Source organism: Paenibacillus sp. 01T442, assembly GCF_056398345.1.
The window spans coordinates 15,434-36,350 of the sequence record NZ_JBFTPF010000028.1 but is presented as its reverse complement, the minus strand read 5'-3'; the positions used below and the strand labels follow the sequence as shown (position 1 = coordinate 36,350).

Below are 20,917 nucleotides of genomic sequence, written 5' to 3'. Positions count from 1 at the left end.
ATTGTTCGGCAAAATCAGACTAATTGTTTTTATTTGGAATGAATCCTCGATTTAATTCGGAGATATCGGACTAAAAAAGATGAGGCCTTCTCAAAATGGTCTATTTAGACCTTTTGAGACAGCCTCATCTTTCTATGTCAAACACCAACGTCTTACGGCAGCTTCAGCCACTGATATGGCGTCTTCGCAGCCTTCATGCCGACATCTAGAATCGTAGCGATCGCTATCGTTTCCTCATGGGAAACAGGCGGCTTGCCCGACTCGAAAAACCCAATCAAATTCTCGATAAATGCTCCGAAGAAGTCCGACTCAATCTTTAGAAATTTTGACTGCCCTCCATCATAGTAAAGGGCCATACTAAATGGACATTCCCAGCCGTATTGATGAAACACCGCTTGCCGGCCATCCCCATATCCAATTAACAACGCTGGCGTCTTGTCCGTGCCAACCCACATCACACGTCTCACATCCGTCCCCATCAAGGAGACGATTGGCTCCACCTGATGAATAGCATAGTTAGCATACGTCCCTGGCCCTAAGCTGATGATGGACTCGATCCCTTGCTTCTCAATGCCCGCATACTCAGCTGCAAACCGCAGCGCTGAGGTCGAATACATCGGAGTTCGGTGCTTTTCCGCAAGCTCAAACATCCGTAAGGCAGCTGCTCGATCAGGAGCGAACGTTTTATCAATGTAAGTTGGCTTGCCCGACTGCAGGGCTAGCCTTGCGAGCTCCTCGTGAAATTCGGGATGATCCGGGGAAAGAACGACCAAATAATCGCTTTGCTCCACAACCTCCTCGATGGAATTAAGCAGCTGAATCCCCTTCTTCTGGCACCATTCCGCATTGCTAAGCTTCCCATCCAGATTCGTTTTCCCATACGCATATGCAACCTGCATACGTCCACTCGTCGCCTTATCGATCCAAGCTGGGTATTTCTCCGCGTGCCATTCATCTAGAAAATAATCAATAAACCCGATTTTCTTCATCTCAAACTCCACTCCCTCATGTAATCAAAACCCCCACGGCTTAACCGCAGGGGATTTCGTTGCTACTTCTTATTTGCTGCGTACCATTCATTGGCCGCTTTGGTCATTTCTTCTCCGCCATCCGCTTTCCATTGCGCTACAAACTTATCATAGTTTTCAAGCGGTTCTGCACCTGTGATGTATTTCAAGAACGTATCTTCCATCAGCTTTTGCAGTTTCAAGTTGTATTTACCAATCGCTTCTAGCGGTGGTGCAAAAGCAAGTGGATCCAGAACAATGTTGCCTTTAGCTGCCTCTTGAATTTTAGTAAAGGAATCTGTTAAAATCGGATCTTTGCGAACACGCGCTTGCCAGTAGGTCGGGTAATTTTTCTCATCCACACCTGTTAAGAACGTCGAAGCATTGTTATATTCATCATTAAATTTCGGCAGTATAGGGAAGTAATTGCCGTTTTCCAACTTATAGTGAACGCCCTCTTTACCAATTGCCGCTTCTTTGAAAATATCTTTATCGAGCTTAAGATCCAAATATTTAATAATATCTTCTTTGTTATCTGCCCATTTCGGTATCCCCACATAGAAGCTAATCCCTGCGCTGCCCATGACTTGGACTTTGCCATCATCCCCTTTGAAGTAAGGGAAGCTGCCAATTTTGGCATTTGGCGAGTTTTTCAATAGCGCATTTTGTACAGTTGGCGCGTTAAAATAAGCATTTGAAATAATCGCAGCTTTACCGCTTGTGAAATTCTCGATGACTTTATTCGCTTGGTTCAGTGACCATTCTTGATCGATCAGTTTTTCCGTGTATAGCTTTTTCATGAATTCCAAATATTTCTTCATGTTCGGATTCTCAATGGCATTCACCAATTTACCATTAACATCCTGCCAACCGCTCGTAGCAGTACCCTGAACCATCGGGATGCCGAAAGTTGGCAGCACCTCAGGCAGTAGTGGGCTTTTCCCACCGGACAAACCGATGACATTTTTCTTTTCCTTCAACGTTTTCAGGACCGTATACAATTCATCACGTGTCGTAGGTGCTTTCAAACCAAGTTCATCCATCCAATCTTGACGGACGATGAGCTGTGTATTCACGATGGTCCCTGATCCCGTTTGCGGTATGCCGAAAATTTTACCGTTCAGCTTCGCTCCATTCCAAGAGGTTTGTGAAATCACATTTTTCATATTCGTACCATATTTGTTGACCAGCTCATCGATCGGCTCTAGTGCACCTGAGGCAGCAAGCTTCGAATATTGAGGTCCACTGAGCAGCATGTAGGCATATTTCTCTTTGTTCGCCATCAGTAAATTGAGCTTGTCATCCGGATTCTCAACTGGCAGCATGTCGTAGGTCACTTTGTAGCCCGTTTTTTCATTCAGGAACTTGGCTACGACTTCGGTATTCGGATCAAAACGCGCATATTGCAGCAATGCTTTGAATTCTGGCTTTGGTTTATTCGCTTCTACGGTTGCAACAGGAGCGGTAGATGCAGCTGGCGTTGTAGAACTGCTAGTGGTCTGACTGGTTCCACCGCAAGCCGTTATTGCCGCTGTCACCGCTGTAATGGACATGAGAACTAACATTTTTTTTACCATGTAAGAGCCTCCCTATTTTTCCCTTTGAGTATGGATACTGCCATATACCAACGATCATGGAACCCTTGTAGAGCTGGCCCACCACCACCCTTCGTAATTTGCTTGTGACTTCATCCTTTTACGGAACCTACTAGCACGCCTTTAACAAAATATTTTTGTAAAAATGGATACACGCATACGATCGGAAGTGTAGCTAGAATAATCGAGGCAGCCTGAATCGACTGCGGTGATACGTTCAACGATGCATCGACATTCGTCCGCATGAATGTATCTGTCGAGGAGACGAACAATTCCTTCAAATACAACTGCAGAGGCTTCAAATCGGCGGAGTTGATATAAATAAGTGAAGTAAAATAATCGTTCCAGAATGTAACCGCATAGAACAAGGCAATCGTCGCAAGTACAGGCATGGAAAGCGGTAGAATAATTTGCGCAAATATCCTCATATTGCTGGCCCCATCCATTTTTGCCGATTCCTCCAGGCTGTCAGGCAAGCCTTCGAAGTAACTTTTGACAATGAGCATATTGTAGACGTTAATCATGTAAGGCAGGAAGAGAACCGGCAACTTATCAATGAGATGCAGCTTGTGCATGAGTAAATATGTCGGGATCAGACCACCGCTGAACAACATCGTAAATAAATACATGAGGATGAACAACTTGCGTCCCCTTAGTCTAGGTTTGGAGAGCGGATAGGCGGCAAGTGTCGTCATGAACAACGCGATAAGTGATCCAACAATCGTTACCGTGATGGAGATCCAAAATGCACTCAGAAACATGGAATTGCTTGCCACATACGTATAGGTCCCTATTTGAAAATCAATCGGATATAGGCTCACCATCCCCGCAACAACAGCCGCCTCACTACTTAGTGATTTGGCAATCAAGTTAATAAACGGAAAAATGGTAGATAAGCCCAAAAGAATAAAGAAAATGTGATTGGCCACAGTGAAAATTTTCTCGCCGAGCGATAACGGGATGGCTGAGGACTTCCTGCTGGACCTAGGTTGTAAACTGCTTTTCATATTCATCTCAGATCCCCCTTATGCTTGATACACCAGTTACCAGATACCTCGTCCAAAAAACTTTCGGGCTAGCCCGTTCCCCGTAAGAATCAAAATAAAGGCAACAATGGATTCGAAAACCCCTACAGCTGTTGAAAAGCTATAATCCTGTTCGCCGAGTCCGATCCGGTACACATATGTGCCAATCACGTCTGCGACATTGTAAACACTTGGATTATACATGACGAGAATTTGTTCCGTTCCCGCTTCCAACACATACCCAAGACGAAGAATGAACATAAGTAAAATAATTGGGATCAAGCCAGGCAGTGTGATATGTACAATTTGCTTCCATTTATTGGCGCCATCGATCTTAGCTGCTTCATACAAACCAGGATCGATACTAGCTAACGCAGCCAGATAAATGATCGTATTCCAACCGGTTTCTTTCCAGCCTGCCGTCCCAATGAGTACAGAACGAAATATCTGACTGTCTAAGAAGAAGCGAATAGGTTCGCCGCCCATGGCGACAATGATTTTGTTCACGATACCACCATTTGTGGAAAGTAGATCAATGAATAAACCACTGACAATAACCCAAGACAAAAAGTGAGGTAAGTAGACAACGGTTTGTACGCTTCGCTTGAACGCCATGTTTTTCAATTCATTGAGTAAAATGGCAATGACGATCGGCAAGGGGAAGAGGAACACAATTTTATATACGGAAATGAGCAACGTGTTCTGGAATACCTGCAAAAAACTGGCCGATGAAATCAATTTATCGAAATGCTTCATCCCTACCCAAGGACTAGCTGCCATCCCATCGAAAATATTGAAATCCTTAAACGCAATGATAATTCCGTACATCGGGGTGTACTTAAACAGCAGGAGAAATGCGATGCCAGGCAGGAGTGCGAGATACAAATCCCAATCTTTCCTGACATCGATCCCCAATTGACGCATATATCTTTTTTTAACATTTTTATTGATGGATGGGACCGTTTCTTTTGTCATGTTCGTTTCGCTCAAGGTGCCTCCTCCTTCATACTCTCTTTCTAAACTTAGTGTAACATCCCCCGTTTTTTTGCGAATTAGAGGAATATTACTTGTTTTGGTACTTTCATAACTTCTCGAATAGGAAAATGAAAAAAACCTTCCCGAGAATTCCGAGAAGGCTGCCGAATGGCTGAATTGGCTATCAATTCCGTATTTCCCCAGGCGTGACACCCCAGTATTTACGGAATACTCTTGTAAAATAACTAACATCTCTGTACCCAACGGCAGATGCGGCATCATACACGCGTGAGCCCTCTTGAAGGATCGCTTTGGCCCGCTCCATTTTCCTTTCCATCACATAGGTGGAGAAAGCTTTACCGGTTTCCTGCTTGAATAAACGGCTTAAATAGGAGGAATTCACATACATTCTGTCTGCAACAGCATGCAGGGTCATCTCCTGATCAATTTCATTTTCTACGAGACTAAGAATAGTCTTGATCATGCCATGACTGGTTGATTTGCGCCTTTGGCCTGCATAGGTTAGATACGCTTTAATCATTCGCTCCAGCCAGAACAAGATCTGTTCCTTGGTTGCTAGTTCCGAATGGTTATGAAAATAGATATAATCATCGCCAGCTACTTCCCGTACTGGCCATCCCTGCTTTTGAATCATCCCGACGAATAAATAAGTAAAATACAGAATATGCTCATTAATTTCATCTACCGTCTCCGCCTTCGCCATACCACTATTCCAAAGCGCGGTTAACATCTCTAATGCCTTCTCCCCGTCTCCGGTCTCGAGGGCAATTTCCAGCGTTTTCTCATGGTTCGGCTGAAACGTCAGTTCCGGCTCTCTCCCTTGCTCCGCCCGGTAGGGAATTGCCAGATCATGGCCTAGTACAATTCGATCTTGGAGTGCTCGCACAGCTTGAACATAAAGCTTATTCATCTCCGCTAAGCCGCCGGTCATCCCGCTAATCCCTGCACTTGCACTAAGTTTGAGACAGCTTTTTACCGTAAATAACAGTTTTTCGGTCAAAGCATTGATTTTTTGCAGGGCCAATTTGGGTTCTTCTTCACGATCCATTTGAAAAATGATGACCGTACATCCCGCATAGTTGGTAGATACCCAGCAGAGATTAGACGCTAGAGCTTCTTTCACGATACTACTAAGCGAGAATTGGAGCAGTGACATGTCCTTTCTGCTAAACCGGGTGTCAGTCTCTGAGATCGGGTCCATATCCACGATGGTAACGGCATAAGCGGCATCATTTTGCAAATCCAATTGTAGATCCTTACTTTTTTGACCAATCTCCCAGTTTTCGTACTTCCCATTCAATAAGCCTTGGAAAAATTCATTGACCAAATAAGGAAGATGGAGCTTCCATTTCAATCTCAACTCATCTTCGTTATGACGCTGCTCAAGCTCGCTTTTCAACTTCTCTGCAGCTTCGAGCACGGTCCCCAAGATTTCTTCATCACCTGCCGGCTTTAACAAATACTTCATAATACCAAGCCCCAGCGCCTCTTGTGCATAACTGAAATCATCATGTCCGCTAAGTACGATGATTTTCAACAAAGGATCCACTTGGCGAAGATGTCTTGCTAACGTTAACCCGTCCATTTCTGGCATCTGCACATCCAGCAAAATGATGTCAGGCTTTTTACGGTCAATGATTCTAAGGGCTTCTGCTCCGTTACCAGCTTGCCCAACGACCTCGATACCGTGCTTATCCCATGGAATATTATTAGCCAGCGCATTTCTGAGACGGATTTCATCTTCCACAATTAATAAATTCATTATGAGACCCCCGCTCGGATTTACTTCACTTGCTTCATCTGTGCGTAATGTAGAAGCTCTTGTATATCTGTTAATGTGTTCCTCAAATGTTCCACGACAATAGGATGAATCTTCTCATCCACTTGATGTTGAAGCAGAAATGGCTTGAACTCCGCTATCTTCTGATCGAAAACAACAGAAAGCTCTACTCCCGCTTCACTTTGCAAAGCATCAAGAATCACGTCCAACCTAGCTAGGATGGCAAGCGCTGTTTGTTCATTAACCGCCTGTCGCGGAAGGTACACGTGTTCCATATCTGTTTTCACTGCTTCCAACAAGGCCTGAATCGCACGTAGTGGATACATCCCTGTAGATATCGCAGCGTTACGCCACGGCCCTAATCGCAGGGCATGAATCGTTTCGTCCGTCGCTTGGCCAAAGGCAAAGATGACCGTCCCCATGTCGATATCCTGCGCTGCAAGCACCTGTTCAATCGTTTCCTGTGCGCCTAATTGCGCGTACATCGGGTAAATKCCGCTGTATACAAGATTACCAGGCATGAGCTCTTTTTTGTGCAAATGGACAGCGGGACGAACCTCAGCGGCTGTTGCATAATAAGCCTGCGGAATAACAACATCGACATGCTGCGACCAGTTGCCAATTTTAGTAGACTCTGCACCTGGCTCGGGTGCAGCCGATACAATTAGATTCGGGCTGATCTGCTTAATCTCCTTGTACAATTGGGATACAAATTCATCCTCTTGTTGCTCCAACCATTTCGTCCATATTGTCCAAAGCTCCCTCTGCTCACTAGAAATTTCAAGTGGATCCCATCCATGTTCACGTTGAAAAGCCTCACGGGCATACAAGCTGAAACAATAGTTACCCTGCCAATCTTCATCAGTATGCGGAAACCTCATAAAATCCAGATTAATACCAGCAACATTATACGTAGAAACGATCTCTTTAACAAAGTCCAAGAAGTACATACGTACAGCAGGATTGATCAGATCAAGCCAAAAGTAACCTGTCCCCTGTTGAGGTAACGGTTTCTGTGAATGAGCCTGTCTGTGCGAAAGCGCAGACCATTCTGGATAAGCTCGCAGCACGGGACCTCCCGTCGGGTCAATACCAACCATAAACCCGTCCAACCACGCATGGACAGCGATCMCCCGCGACTCCCCCTCCTTAACGAAGGCTTCCAACGGGTCATACCCTTGAAACGCTGGATGCTGCGCCTCTATACCGTTTCTCATTGCCGTATGACTCGGGTAGATCGTATATCCCCATAGCCATGTCTCCAGATATAGCTCATTGAAACCAGCCTCCTGTACACGATCCAAGGTGCGGCCTACTTCTTCCCGACTTTTCTCTACGGGACGATACCAAACACCTCGCGCTTCCGCTACACGACTGGGCAGAGAATGTAAGTACCCTTCCCATGCCTCCGTTGACGCAAGTGACGCTTGGGATAGACATCCCTCTGTATCGGTAGACGCTAACTGTCGCGCCTCTTCAAGCAGCTGATCAGCTGTCGCTAGATGATGTCTAGCCAAGTCATAGGGAACATTGATATAGCACTCCCAATTGTTCTCTAACAACCTTTTCGCGCTAGCAATACGCGTTTCTACCTGCTCTAAACATCGGGCAGTATCCTGATCAGTCATGACATAAGCTCCCCTTTGTAAGTGTTTGGTATAGAAAATAACATACACATCCTGATCTTCCTAGGGGGCTTTGATGACTTCCTTTGGTAATTTGATGTGGGTGAACAGGGGAAAAGCAAGTCTCCACCATCAGGAATGGAAGAGCTTGCTTGTTTCTGTGAGCCTTTTAATGCACAGTTTCATACCCTAACTTTCGAGAAATCCGATTCGCAGCAGCTTTAATACTTTCGGCCATTTCAGGAATAACCTCATCTGCAAACCGATGCATAGCACCTGACATACTAACTGCGCCCTCTACGTTTCCGTACATGTTGAATATCGGGGCAGCCAAGCAACGCGCACCTTCCACGATTTCTTGATCATCCAAAGCATAACCTTGCTCACGAACCTGCTGCAGCCTCAGTTGAAATTACGCTTCTGAAACAATCGTATTTTTGGTTAGTGCAGGCAGTCCTTGACGTGTAATCAATTCTTTCACCTTCTCTTCTGGTAAAAAAGCAGCCATCGCTTTTCCCATCGCTGTCGCATGGAAAGGTGATTTGGAGCCCACCGTATCGGTCATCCGAATTGGCTGTGTGCTTTCCAGAATTTCGACGTAAAGCACTTCGCCCTCCAAGAGGACACCCAAATTAATCGTGTCGCCATACATCTCAGAAAGCTTCTTCATTTCATGAAGTACTGCTGATCGCAGCGTATTTCTTTCTAACATGCCTCGCGTAAGCATCAATTGTTTATAACCGAGACAGTATTTACCGTTCTCGTCATCTCTGCTGATGAATCCCCGATTCTCAAGCGTTAACACGATCCGGTAGGTCGAAGATTTGGGCTGATCCAGTAATTCCGTTAATTCCAATAAATTTAGGGAACCGTGTTCGGCCAACAGTTCAATTAAATCCAGAGCCTTGTCAATCGATTGAATCGTATAGTGTTCCTGTTTCTCTCCTGTATCCTTGCTCATAATTTCGCTTGATCTCCTTTAGTCAAGATAGCTTGATGAGTTGACCGCCATCAACGACGAGGCAGTGGCCTGTCATGTAGCGCGAATCATTCGTCGCCATAAAAGGGCAACATCTGCGATTTCCTCCGGAACGCCAGCACAACCCATGGGTATCGTTCGTAAATAAGGCGCAAAAGCGGTCGGATTGTCGATCAAAGGCTTCGTGAGCCGTGTCTCKATAAATCCTGGGCACAGTGCGTTGACGCGAATACCAAGTGGTGCCAGCTCAAGCGCCATCGACATCGTGAGTAAGTTAATGCCGCCTTTCGTGGCGTTATAATGGGCTTGATCACCTTCCGCTGCCAAGCCGTTCACACTGGACATATTAATAATGGAACCGCCTTTTTCCTGTGCAACCAGCACTTTAGCAACCGCTTGCCCAACAAGAAAAGTTCCCTTCAAATTAATCGCCATGTGTCGATCCCACTCCGATWCCTCGATGTCAAGGAAAGCAGCCGGGCTGCAAATACCCGCATTGTTAACCAGTACATCTATGGTGCCCCATTGGCTCAGTATGGTATCAAGCATGCGTTTGACGTCCGATTTCAACTGCACGTCTCCGTCGATCCATATGACCTCGCCGTTCTGGGCAGCAATTTCCTCAGCTGTCGCTTGCAGCGCTGCTTTATCTCGGCCTGTAATCGCCACCTTGGCGCCTTCTGCGGCAAACCTGACAGCCGTCGCTTTGCCGATGCCTGTCGAGCCGCCAGTTATAAGAGCAATCGAGTCTTTCAGCCTCATGTGATGTCCCCCTTATAGATGAGCTAGCACTCGATCGACCGCTGCCAGCGTTTCTTCAACGAGCACGCCTTCCTCCAACATTTTGCCAGAAAACTCGGAGTACTTCGCAGCATCGCGCTTCGTGAAAGCAGCGAAATCTTCCACTTTGGACTCTTGCGTAAACATCATATGAAATACCGGGCCAATCTGGTTGATGATACCAGGAAGGCTGTACTTGGCGAGCAAGCGGCGAATTCCTTCAACCAGCTGATCAGCGTTCTTGGTCATTTTCGCAAATGGCACCGTCGTCTTTGGACAGCTCCGCAATGGTTGCCAACGCAGCCGCGGTCGCGACACCATTTCCGTTCAATGTGCCGAGGTGGCTCACCGTACCGTTCTCGATAAGCGACATGATATCTTGAGAGCCTGCAACTGCGCTTATGGCGATCCCTCCGCCTAACGCTTTGCCGATCGTTACCAAATCAGGCTTCAAGCCGAACTTGCCATGAGCACCACTCAGGCCAAGCCTAAATCCAGTGATTACTTCATCGAGAATCATAACAATGCTCAATTCACTTGTCAGGTTGCGCATCTGCTCCAGATAGCCTGGTTTCGGGAGAACACAGCCAGAATTACACATCACTGGCTCTGAAATAACAGCTGCGATGTCATCGTGATGTTCACGTAAAGCTGTCTCCAGCGCAGCGAAGTCGTTCCACGGCAAAAGGATCATATCTTCAAGCGCAATCTCACTCTGTCCACTMGTACCTGGTAATATGGTTGGATACCCGAGAGAGCTTGGGGCAGTTGTATCGGACTGACGCATATCCGAGCTTGGGAAAGCTGTGAAAATCGTATCCGACCACCCGTGATAATGACCATGAAAACGTACAATCATGCGTTTACCGGTATAAGCACGTGCTAAGCGAAGCGCCAGCATGACCGCTTCCGTACCTGAACCACTTAATGCCACTTTATCTGCACAGGGTAAAATCTCTGTTAGCTTACGTGCTAGTTCGATTTCGCCTTCGTGCTGAAGACCATATGTAATTCCGCGTTTCATCGCTGTATAGATGCTCTCTGTGGTTGTTTCATGCGCATGACCCAATATTAATGGACCGTAGCCAAGCAAATAATCAATATAGGCATTGCCATCTACATCCCAGATGCGTGGACCCGATCCTTTGGATCCAAACAAGGGGGTGGGCTTCATCGCACTTCTTAGGGAGCTCGCAACCCCACCAGCCAAATAGGCTTGCGATTCGATGTATTTCTGCCTCGACTTCTCAACATGCTTCATAGGGGAACGCCTCCTCATTGTGATGTCTTCGGAGTGTGCTTTCGTCAACAAAAGTCTAAGGTGTCAGGCATACAAACCGAATCTCGGTTGTGGCTCCGCATCCAATGGATAAACGGGCCGTTGTACATGGTTATATGAAAAATGCCTAAGATTGGCGTTGCAGCAGCCCGGTGAATCCACGTTGATTACATGTTTCGCGAACGTCCCAAACGCCGTCTGCCAGGCGAGCGCTGATTTGGCTACGATGATATGATAATCCCCCGGCCATAAGCCGACCGAGCGGACATGACCCACATCCCAAGGAGGGACTCGCTTCTCGGTCAAAATGATGGTCAACTGTCCACATTCGAGGACGGCCGTCTTCCCCATTTCGGCCTGTTGGCCGGTCATATAAGGACCGACATGTCGGTAATGAACATCAAACAACAGCCGAATTCGTCCATTTACTGCGACAGGGTTGCCGTGCAAGGTGTCGCTCTTGCCCCCGAATTCACCTTCAAATGCACCACCGACACCCATTCGCCATTCGGTTTCCACCGCTTCCTGATCGCGAATCACGATCAACGCTTTGCGTGACACAGTCGTCAGTTCAGCAAGGAGATGGGTAGCATCTGCAGGGGCACCTCCGCCAACATTATCAGAACCTTCCGATAAGATAACGGGTCCTTCAGGCTGTGCCAATGCCTCATCTACCGCCTCACGCGGTGTGAGATAGGAAACATTTAATGCTGATTTATGCTCGATAGCCATCTGCGCAAGTTCCGCCGCACAACGCTCAGCTAGCTCCGCATTATCATTTGTCGTCACCACAAATGACATCCCTGCATCCGGCAAGACACTTCTCAAACATGAATTCTACTCCCCTTCATTATCCTTGTAGCTTTTTCTAAGACCGTTTTTACCCCTCTTATTGAGATTACATGCAATAAGACGAGGTAAATTTCACGGTAATGTAATGAAAGCGGTGCAGCAACACTTATTTACCTTATTTTACTAAAAAAACTATAAAATAAGTGTATTATCGTATTTTTGACCATAAACAAGGAAAAAAAGGAGCCAAGCAGCAAACACGCCGCTTAGCTCCCTTTCTATTAATTATTTACTTTAAATTCAATTGCCACCTAGTTAGTCGCGTTTCAGAATATGATCCTGAAACCTAACTGCAAGACTTGCCAAGTGAGCTCGCTGCAAAGCAGAATGCGGGGCCATGGTTCCATCGCCATTGCCTTGAAAGATACCCAACTTGACAGAGATAGCCAGATCGATACGCTCTGACGCCGTCAGCCCAGGCAGATCGTTGAAGCCTTTCAGCCACAACTCATCCGCCTCTTGAATAGACATCGTGGGATTCATATTCAAAGCCCTCAGCGCGTTGACAATCAATGTCGCGGTCTGAATGCGAGTCATGGGGCCGTCGAGGTCCATGTTATTTTCGGTTACGTCAATTAGCTTATGATCAGTCGCGGTATTGACATAATCAGCATACCATTTGTTCAGATCTATCCCGTTCACGGCAGAAGTGACTTTATTAACCGGAATGCCAAGTGCCCTTAGGAATATCGTGCTGGCTTCTGCAACAGTAACCGATTCTGTGGGGGCGAAACTGCTGTTACCCACGCCAACGATCAGCATCAGCTCTGCAGCCCTGTTAATTTCATCCTTGGCGTAATGCCCGATCGTATCGATGAAGTTAGACTTGACGTTCACCGGCACCAACGTGACATCACCGCGGACGATGACGGTTACCGTACCATTACTATTCAATTTGGTCGGTACCGGGGTCAACGTGCCGTCGGCATTCACGATTGCCATCGTAGTGAATTCCGCTTTGTCTTCGTCATGTTGCATATTCACGGTTACAGCATAAGGTTTGTTGGCATCCCCTGATGTTTTCACAATCACTGGGGGTGCAACTGCCACAATGGTCACACTTGTGTTTGCGTTGTTCGCCGCAGTAGCCGCTACTGCGTCTTCAGCTGCTTTCGTTTGCTCCGATGTGCTTTCGATTATGGTGGTTGCATCCGTATCTTCCTCAATCTCGAGGATCCACGCATTTTCGGCTGGTTTCGGCATAGGCGTCGGGACAGGCTGAGAAGGAGTCTCGGAGCTGGTGTCCCCAGAACCGCTGCCTTCAGAACCAGTGTCTGTCGACGGAGCGCTGGCACGATTCACAGCTACCGTATAGGTTTTCTGCGTACCATCTTCGGCAGTAACAACTACCTCAAATGTATTCAGCCCTACGCTCAGAGATTTTACGCCTGCTCCGTTGACCGTCGCAGCGTTGTGGTTCTTCGTGGYAGCAATGGTCATGCTGCTGACATTGTTATCCACATTTACCGCGTAGCTCGTAATGCCCGAGTTAAATTCTGGAGACAGTACGCCTGCGCTAACAGTCAAGTTAGAAAGCGTTGCGTCATTGGAGGTGTCTATCCCAGCACGATTCACAACTACCGTATAGGTTTTCTGTGTACCGTCTTCCGCAGTAACAACTACTTCAAATGTATTTAGCCCTACACTCAGAGATTTTACGCCCGCTCCGCTGACCGTCGCAGCGCTGTGGTTATTTGTGGCAGCAATCGTCATACTGCTGACATTGTTATCCACATTTACTGTGTAGCTCGTAGTGTCCGAGCTGAATTCCGGAGACAGTATGCCTGCGCTAACAGTCAGGTTAGAAAGCGTTGCGTCTCCCGAGGCAACATTGCCCACTTCCACGATTAGCAGATTGTCGATGATAAACGGGTTAGGGTTATCGCTCGGCGTCGGTGAGTCATTGTTCCGTAAGATACCGAACCAAGTCTGGTCAGATGTGCTCACGAACTCGTACTCATAATACCCTTTCCAGTTCGGAACGGCTTTCTTAATGTCGGTGTTGCGGTAGGTTCCGTTAGCTGCCCAACCTTCAGGCATCGCGGTTATTGGCACGCTGCTCTCCGACCGGTTCGATATCACATTGTTAAAATATGGGCCCATCGTGCCTTGCAGATAATCATGGTGCTGAAGCCCTGTAAATTCCACGGTTGTCGAAGAAACCCTCTGACTTAGTGTCCCTTTCATACCATTCCCGAGCACAAAGGCGAAGATGCCGTTGAGACCGGTTTGGTAGTCAAAGCAGATACGGTATGTCTTGCCCTCTTCAAACCGGAGGCTCTGAGGTGTAGTCTGGTACATAATGCCCCCACTGCCGGTGATGTTAGAGAATGAGGTTTTACCGTCCACAACCAGATCAACCGGGATGGTCGTGGTATCCCACCATTGGCCAGTAACCGTATTACCCGCTTGATCTTTCGTTGGCTGCACAAAGTTTCTTACACTTTCGGGAGCGTTACTACTCCAAACGGGTACAGTATTGTTTTGCGTATAGGGATCATGCCGGCGCTGCATGATCGTTCTGGCTTCGCGAAACCCTCCGCCGTTGCCAAGATTAAAGGGTAAGAAGCCCTCAAAAGTAGGTTTGTTAATGGACGTACCTGCTTCCGTTGTTCCGTCCGGCGCGGATTCGAAATCCTGATATAGGACAATTTTCCCGTCGGTCACCGGAGTCTTCGGTGTTGGCGTGGTAGTCCTGTACATGCGCACGTTATCAAATCGCACTTCGCCTTCGCCCGCCTCGGCGTGCAAACGGATTGTTGCTGTAGATGCATCTGCGGTGAATACGACGCGCATACGGAGCATACTGGTTTTTTCTTTGGAGTCATAGCGGTCATAGTTGAGCAAGATGGACGAATCTGTGTAACTAGAGCGACTAGCTCCATCTGTATCCACGATGAGTGACGCCTTACGTGTTTTTCCACGTTGTACCTCCACCATAACGGAAACAGCGTACTCGTCGCCGGGCGTCAGGCCGGTGATTGTCTGGCTAACCTCCATTTCGTTACCGTCCTTCACCGCCAGCTCCCAATTGCGGCTTCTGCCATGGTTGTCGGCATTAGAGTTAGGCTGAGCTGCGAATCCGTCAGTGGTGAAGAGTGGCATCGTTGTGTTGTCGTTACGCACTGCTTGGGGATTCCCATGAACAGTTTTCCAACCTTTGAGGTTGTCGCCTGTGCTGAAGCCGGGATTATTCACGTATTGTCCCTCGCCGATGTCGACATCCACATCCATATCCTGCTGTTCTTTGTACACCACATACGGGGTTCTTGCATCCGTATTCATAGTAACTTTTCCATTTACTACTGTCAGAACCTGTTCGGAAGACTTGCCCAGGTCAGACAACTTATACATATAGACGGTATTGAGGCCCGCCCAACTGTTGGGAAGTTCCCAGGTTGTACTGCCGCCGTCATCGTTCCAATGGTATAGTTTGATCTCTTTTTGTTCTTGCTCATCAAGCTTTTTCATGTCGCCCTCGTTCCACGGGATCAGATACTTGGCGGAACCTTGATCTGTGCCGATGGCATTAACCTGCTCGTAAATCTTCTTTCCATCTTTTTCTATGATGCGTTTGCTATTTCTTGTTTCGTTATTGAGGTTGTCATAACCCTCTGCATACACCTTCACTTCTCCGTTATTAAACTCGATGTAGTCCGCCCAGCCATCCTTATCCTTTTCCATGCGCGTAACTGGGAAGTGCTGCATGTACTTAGTTGGGATGTTGTTGCGATAAATTTTCTCAACAATCGAGTCATATTCGTTGATACCATTGTGCACCCAGCCCTCGTAGGAGGTCGTATCGGCACCCATTAGCAGGAAGGCGCTGTTCGGCACGCGTGTTTCCTCAATGTCAGCCTTCCAATTGTCGGTCGTGTAGTTGTCCCAGCGGTCTTTGGAATCGTTGAAGATAAACCGGGCAATATCGCTGGAATAACCCTTGAGCGACGCGGGACTATAGCTCTTTTCTACGGACCAGTGCGCCCATGCGGCGGAATCCTCTGCAACGTACGGCCACTCCACGAAATACGCAAGACCATTATCCTCGTAATCCCGTGCCAAAGCGTTCCCGCGCCAGCCGTTGTGAGAGAACACATCGCTGTAAATAAAACCCAAATCCGGGATATCGGTTTTAAAACGATTCATGCGCTCATAACGGCTTTTTTCTTGGCTTGCCTCATTATCATTATCTCGGGTCAACGCATCCAACTGGTCGTCGATCACATAGGCTTGGTGCAGGTAGTAACCGAACGCCACATAACCTTTGCTACGCGGGGTGATTCCGTCGGCTTGCATTTCAACGTTCTCATAGCTAAACTGGTCAACCTTCGCGAAATACTCTGTAAAGTTGGTGTGGACACCGACAAAGCTGTTGTACTGGTTAGTCGTAATGTCAGTAAACTTTCGGAATTCGTCCAAGCCGCCCAGTTGGTCATCGTAGACGCTGAAGTCGCCCCAGTTGCCTGCGTTGTGGTATTTTTGCAGGATGATTTGTCCCAAGCCATCCGTATGCAGCCAGATCCGCTTGGTTTCGTCCACAGATGCCAGATACGGGTAGTTGGATTCGTTGCCCTGTGACATAATCAGCCGTTGTACGACCGCGTCGGCAATTTTGTCCGAGCCGACCGCCACTTTAGCGACGCTGCGGTACTCATTAGCCGCATCCTGCCAGTTAACGATGCCATCGTTATTGTTTTCTTCAGCCAGCACGACCCAGACATGCGGCATATCCCTTTCGTAGGGTTCATCTGTATACGTTCTGGTTATTAAGGCTTCCTCTTCTCCGTATCTACCCTCATTGTCAATAAATTTCTTGGTAGCATCAGGGAATCGCCATACCCAAGATCCGCTGAGCAGACTCGTTGTAACCAACGAATCGTTTCTCTTCGTGTCAGCAAAAACGCGTCTTGCCACGCTGCCGTCCGTCAATCCGAAGGCGTTACTCTGAATGCTGGCGGCTACTCTGCCGTTGGATACAAAGGCGTAGTTATAAAAATCAGAGCCAGTCATCATATCTTTAATATTGTAAAAGCTATCGCCGCTTCTTCCGATGTTGCTTTCCATTTTGGAACCGGCAAATGAGGAGCCAGTAGTAAAATTGCTGACAGTTACCGGATTATGATTTGGTATTTCAATGATGAAAATACGGTTGGCGGGATCCTCCTTAATCTCTATAAAATCAAACTTGAGTACCATTCCCTCGACCGTTGCTTTCATTTTTATTTCCGCGTTCAACTCGGTCACTTGCAGGGTATAAATCACATGCTGGCTGCCGTCTGCGTTCTGGATTGGCTCACTGGATGTAACGACGGGCTTGTAGTTCTTAACCGTTGAACCTGTCAACCCCTGTGACGTATTTAAGCTATATGTCATGCCAGTGGTTAATCTAAGCGTGTCCAGCTTGCTACGGTTGCCGTCGATCTTTGCACCGCTGTCCTTCATCTCATACTGAATCGCTCGAGGGAAGTCCTTATCCAGATAGACCTTTACTTCATTGCTTTCGATGCTGAAAACGCTGCTGTTTACTGCAACCGTCACTGTACCGGTTGACTTAATCTCTGGATTATAGATAGAAGTCGCCGTAACCGTTGTCTCACCAACATTTTCTCCGACCACTAGGTTGCCGTACACGGACACGATGTCGGTGTTGGCGGCAGTCCAGACAAAGGCTGGCGTGGCGTTCGCTGGGACCGTTGTATAATTCAGCGTTGTCTGGTCTTGATGATTCACACTAGTAGTAGTGGACAGTGTAACAGATGAAGGCGGAATCACCACGTTCTCGGTGACCGTCAAACTGTTAAAGCGTCCAACGGCGTCCTTCGGATTGACGATTGTCCGAATGCCGATTGTATCGCCGGGTTTCAAATACACCGTTACGATGTTCGACTGTTCCGTACTGGTGAGGCTGGCCGTTGTCCTCGTATATAAGGTGCCTGCAAGCTGGCCGTTCACTAGCAGCCCCAATTGGCCGCTTGCCTGAGAACTGCCTTTCGCATAGTTCAGGGTGATGTCATACATACCGGGCTTTTTCACGACGGCATCGGGAGCGTCGATTTCAATCGACGAGCCGACCGCGACGTAGTCCATCGTATCTACAAACCCGTTACCTACCCTGATCCCGCCGCTAAGGCCGGTTAACGCAATCGGGATGTTCTCCGGGACTTCACTGGCATTGCTATTCCGTACTGCAGCCGGTGGATCGAACACATTGTTTGCTGTATCCCACAGCGAGACTTGGGCGGTTTTCAACCTAATATCGCTTTCGTTATTCTTTATGTACAGATTGTACTTAAACGTACCGCCGGTACCAGTGGACGTAATAACGACGTCCCCAGCCTTAATTGTTTGAATCCTTCCAGTCACAGGATCCACAGTCGCAATCTCCGGGTCACTGCTGCTCCAAGTGAGTGGGAAATTCACAGGCTCCGGAATCATGATCTCATTGCCTGCCAGGAGGTAAAAGTTGCGGTTGAAGGAGTCGTAAGTGTAGGACTCCTCTACCTCCCAGACGGAGATATAGTCGATATTGACAAGACCCTTGTCTGGATAGTCCACTACGTCAAGACTTGAAGTGTCGAGTACCAGAGAGATCGTGTCGCCCTCTTTCAGTTCCATTTCCCAAATGTCGGACTCAACAAATACAAGCTCACTGTCCTTGCCTGCAAGGGAAATACGGTAATTGCCAGGCGTTTTCGGAGAGCCGTTTTCATTTTTTTCAACCTGGTCGTAATTGACATACACGCTGATATAGTCCTCAATTTCGTAATTGACGCGGGAGAACTTCAACATGAATCCGTATTTACCATCTTTATGAATTGTAAAAGGGAATGTAACGCCGGCACCTGGCTTCGCCCTATAGGTTTGGGGGTCGCTGCCTGTGTATAAGCCGCCCAGAACAGATCGGTCGTTAGGTTGACCAGCCGGAGGCGACGAGTAGCTGCCATTCGGATACGTCGCACCGTTGCTAGTGTTGCCAATGTTGGTGCGAACTACGGTGCCGCCGAACTTATCCGCATACGCAGCCTTGTAGATGCCGTTGGCACGCGGGATAAGCGCAAGAACTTCATACGCGTTGCTCAGATTGCTCGTTGCGGTATTGAGTGTTTCCGCCGTCGCTGTATGGTCTAGAAGCAAGTTTTTCGCCCCAGCCAGCGCGGTGGCAAACGGCCCCCATGTAGCCGACGTATAGCGGTTCTCTTTAAGACCACGCCMCTCCATAGTTGTGATAATATCTTGAAGCGCTTTCCTCGCCCTGCTCTCGTCAGTGCCCAGATCAACCGTCGCGCTGCCTCCCCCGTTGGTGATCGTGAGCTTTATGTTAGAATTAGCGCCATTGACATAAATGTCATATATGCCATCGTTCAACGTCTCGTTAAAGACAACCTTATTGCCATTCTTGACGCCGGTAGCCTTGACGACGCCGTCTTGCATCAGTACGAACTCCATTTCGCTAATGTCAGGATGCGGTGCTCCATCAAGAAGAACCGTCAGCTCAGGTTTCTTGGAAACGGTTATATTCTCAATCCACATTTGCTTTGTAATGCCGTTATTGCCTGAGGTCCTTGTATCAAGCACCCGGAGCTCGCCAATGTTTGTGGGATTTTTTGCCCTAAACGCAAAGTCTGTGGCAATTTTCGTTTCCGAGCCGCCCTCCGGCGTTACCCAGGCACTGTATGTTTTAGTAGTCATATTAATCGCAATTTTTACATGATACACCTTATTTGCCACTAAAGGAGAGATGACATCAGCCCCCCACCCTGTGCCGTTATATGCGCCAATACCCGTATTGAACCGCACAAGGGCGTTCATTTTATCGACATCCGCATTCACAGCGGTTCCACTTTGAACCAAGGAGACAGCCGTGTTTGGACTGGTTGCCGTAGTGACATAGTCGAACTGAACCGTCATTTGTCCACTAGTCAAAACCTCCGGCAGCGTATAGTATGCCTTAGCAGCATTGGCGCTGTTTCTGCCTGCAGCGTACAACCTCAGACTTCCCTTCACGCTGCAGAGCACATCAATCTTTCTGTCCAGATTGTTAATCGTGAGCGTGTCGGTGGTTTGATTGTTGGCTCCTTCACCGCTCCATTTGTACGAATATCCGGCTTCAAGCACGTTCGGCGGCGATGACATCGCCCCCCGGCCTTCGGTGGTAATCACCAGTGTTTTACCGCCGAGAACCACAGCCCCGCTGGCAATGAAGTTATCATTGTATTTAGCGATGATCGCTGAGCCATTGGACGCACCTGCATCCTCTGCGCTGAATTTAACCGTGTAGTAGTCGAGTATTTTGGCAGCGCTTCCAGTTACGGCAATCGTTTCGCCCGTGTCGTCACTGCCGTCAAAAATGTTATATGTCCCGTCATAAACGTCAAATGTAACCGTGCCTCCGATGTCGGAACTGTTACCCCTTATTTCCCCATTCTGCCGCAGCGTGAACGTTTTGCCGTGCCCGTCAAACGGCTGGCCGTCTTTGTTAATCGTAAACGTTACATTGTTAGCGCTTGCAGAAAGAGGTTGTATTACGGTTTGTAACCCGTCCCCTTCACCCGGTTCGATCGTCTCCCCCGCCACACTAATTGGCGCAGCATCGGATCCATGTGGGTCGGCAGCAAATGCTGTCAATGGCGCAAGGTTGTTGCCGATTAACGACAGCATCATGACCACAACCAAAATCATGCTCAGAATCCTGCATTTCATTTTACTCAAAGTTTTCCCCTCCCAATTCATTGTAAATTCGCGCTGGATCACGTTCAACTTTGTTTGGTACCAACAATGGTTACCCTGGCACCTGTTTCCCAGTATGCTTCACTGGTTAGAACCTGAATACTGCTTAGTTCTCAGTTCAATTGTATTTAAGTATGATTTACAGGCATGTAGAGAATGAATCAGCCCATCTTAGAAATCGTCTGTAGCTTTTTCTGAATGAGAAAACCTTCGGTAACCCGTTCGACCAGCACTCTCCAAGCTGAGAAATGCAAAAGGGCAAACTTTTCTCT

General features: G+C 47.7%; 11 protein-coding genes and 1 pseudogene. All 12 read right to left on the bottom strand.

What is annotated here, in order from left to right; translation table 11 throughout:
- Positions 1–152: 152 nt before the first annotated feature.
- Positions 153–989: a Gfo/Idh/MocA family protein gene (locus tag AC1DLM_RS20270; protein ID WP_441987134.1), complete on the bottom strand. Its 837-nt coding sequence runs from the start codon at positions 987–989 to the stop codon at positions 153–155.
- Positions 990–1,051: 62 nt separating this feature from the next.
- Positions 1,052–2,584: a type 2 periplasmic-binding domain-containing protein gene (locus AC1DLM_RS20265; RefSeq protein WP_441987135.1), complete on the bottom strand. Its 1,533-nt coding sequence runs from the start codon at positions 2,582–2,584 to the stop codon at positions 1,052–1,054.
- Positions 2,585–2,694: 110 nt separating this feature from the next.
- Entirely contained in the window at positions 2,695–3,615 is a 921-nt protein-coding gene (locus AC1DLM_RS20260) for a carbohydrate ABC transporter permease (protein WP_477570968.1), read from the bottom strand.
- A gap of 30 nt (positions 3,616–3,645) precedes the next feature.
- Positions 3,646–4,602: an ABC transporter permease gene (locus tag AC1DLM_RS20255; protein ID WP_477570985.1), complete on the bottom strand. Its 957-nt coding sequence runs from the start codon at positions 4,600–4,602 to the stop codon at positions 3,646–3,648.
- 184 nt (positions 4,603–4,786) lie between these two features.
- Positions 4,787–6,385 carry a response regulator gene (locus AC1DLM_RS20250; protein WP_477570967.1) on the bottom strand — a complete coding sequence of 533 codons (1,599 nt, stop codon included), beginning with the start codon at positions 6,383–6,385 and terminating at the stop codon, positions 4,787–4,789.
- 20 nt (positions 6,386–6,405) lie between these two features.
- A complete protein-coding gene (locus AC1DLM_RS20245) occupies positions 6,406–8,031 on the bottom strand; it encodes a glycoside hydrolase family 10-like protein (RefSeq protein WP_477570966.1) in 1,626 nt (541 codons plus the stop codon).
- Positions 8,032–8,197: 166 nt separating this feature from the next.
- Positions 8,198–8,989: pseudogene (locus tag AC1DLM_RS20240) on the bottom strand (IclR family transcriptional regulator).
- A 72-nt stretch (positions 8,990–9,061) separates the two neighbouring features.
- Positions 9,062–9,769, bottom strand: coding sequence for an SDR family NAD(P)-dependent oxidoreductase (locus AC1DLM_RS20235; RefSeq protein WP_477570965.1), 708 nt, complete (start codon positions 9,767–9,769; stop codon positions 9,062–9,064).
- A 12-nt stretch (positions 9,770–9,781) separates the two neighbouring features.
- Positions 9,782–10,036 carry a hypothetical protein gene (locus tag AC1DLM_RS20230; RefSeq protein WP_441987140.1) on the bottom strand — a complete coding sequence of 85 codons (255 nt, stop codon included), beginning with the start codon at positions 10,034–10,036 and terminating at the stop codon, positions 9,782–9,784.
- Positions 10,020–11,048 carry an aspartate aminotransferase family protein gene (locus tag AC1DLM_RS20225; protein ID WP_441987141.1) on the bottom strand — a complete coding sequence of 343 codons (1,029 nt, stop codon included), beginning with the start codon at positions 11,046–11,048 and terminating at the stop codon, positions 10,020–10,022. Before AC1DLM_RS20225 ends, AC1DLM_RS20230 begins: the two co-directional genes overlap by 17 nt.
- 63 nt (positions 11,049–11,111) lie before the next feature.
- Positions 11,112–11,894 (bottom strand): MlrC C-terminal domain-containing protein, encoded by a 783-nt coding sequence (locus AC1DLM_RS20220; RefSeq protein ID WP_441987142.1) that lies wholly within the window; start codon positions 11,892–11,894, stop codon positions 11,112–11,114.
- Between the two features lie 279 nt (positions 11,895–12,173).
- Positions 12,174–20,618 (bottom strand): endo-alpha-N-acetylgalactosaminidase family protein, encoded by an 8,445-nt coding sequence (locus AC1DLM_RS20215; RefSeq protein ID WP_477570984.1) that lies wholly within the window; start codon positions 20,616–20,618, stop codon positions 12,174–12,176.
- Positions 20,619–20,917 lie beyond the last annotated feature (299 nt).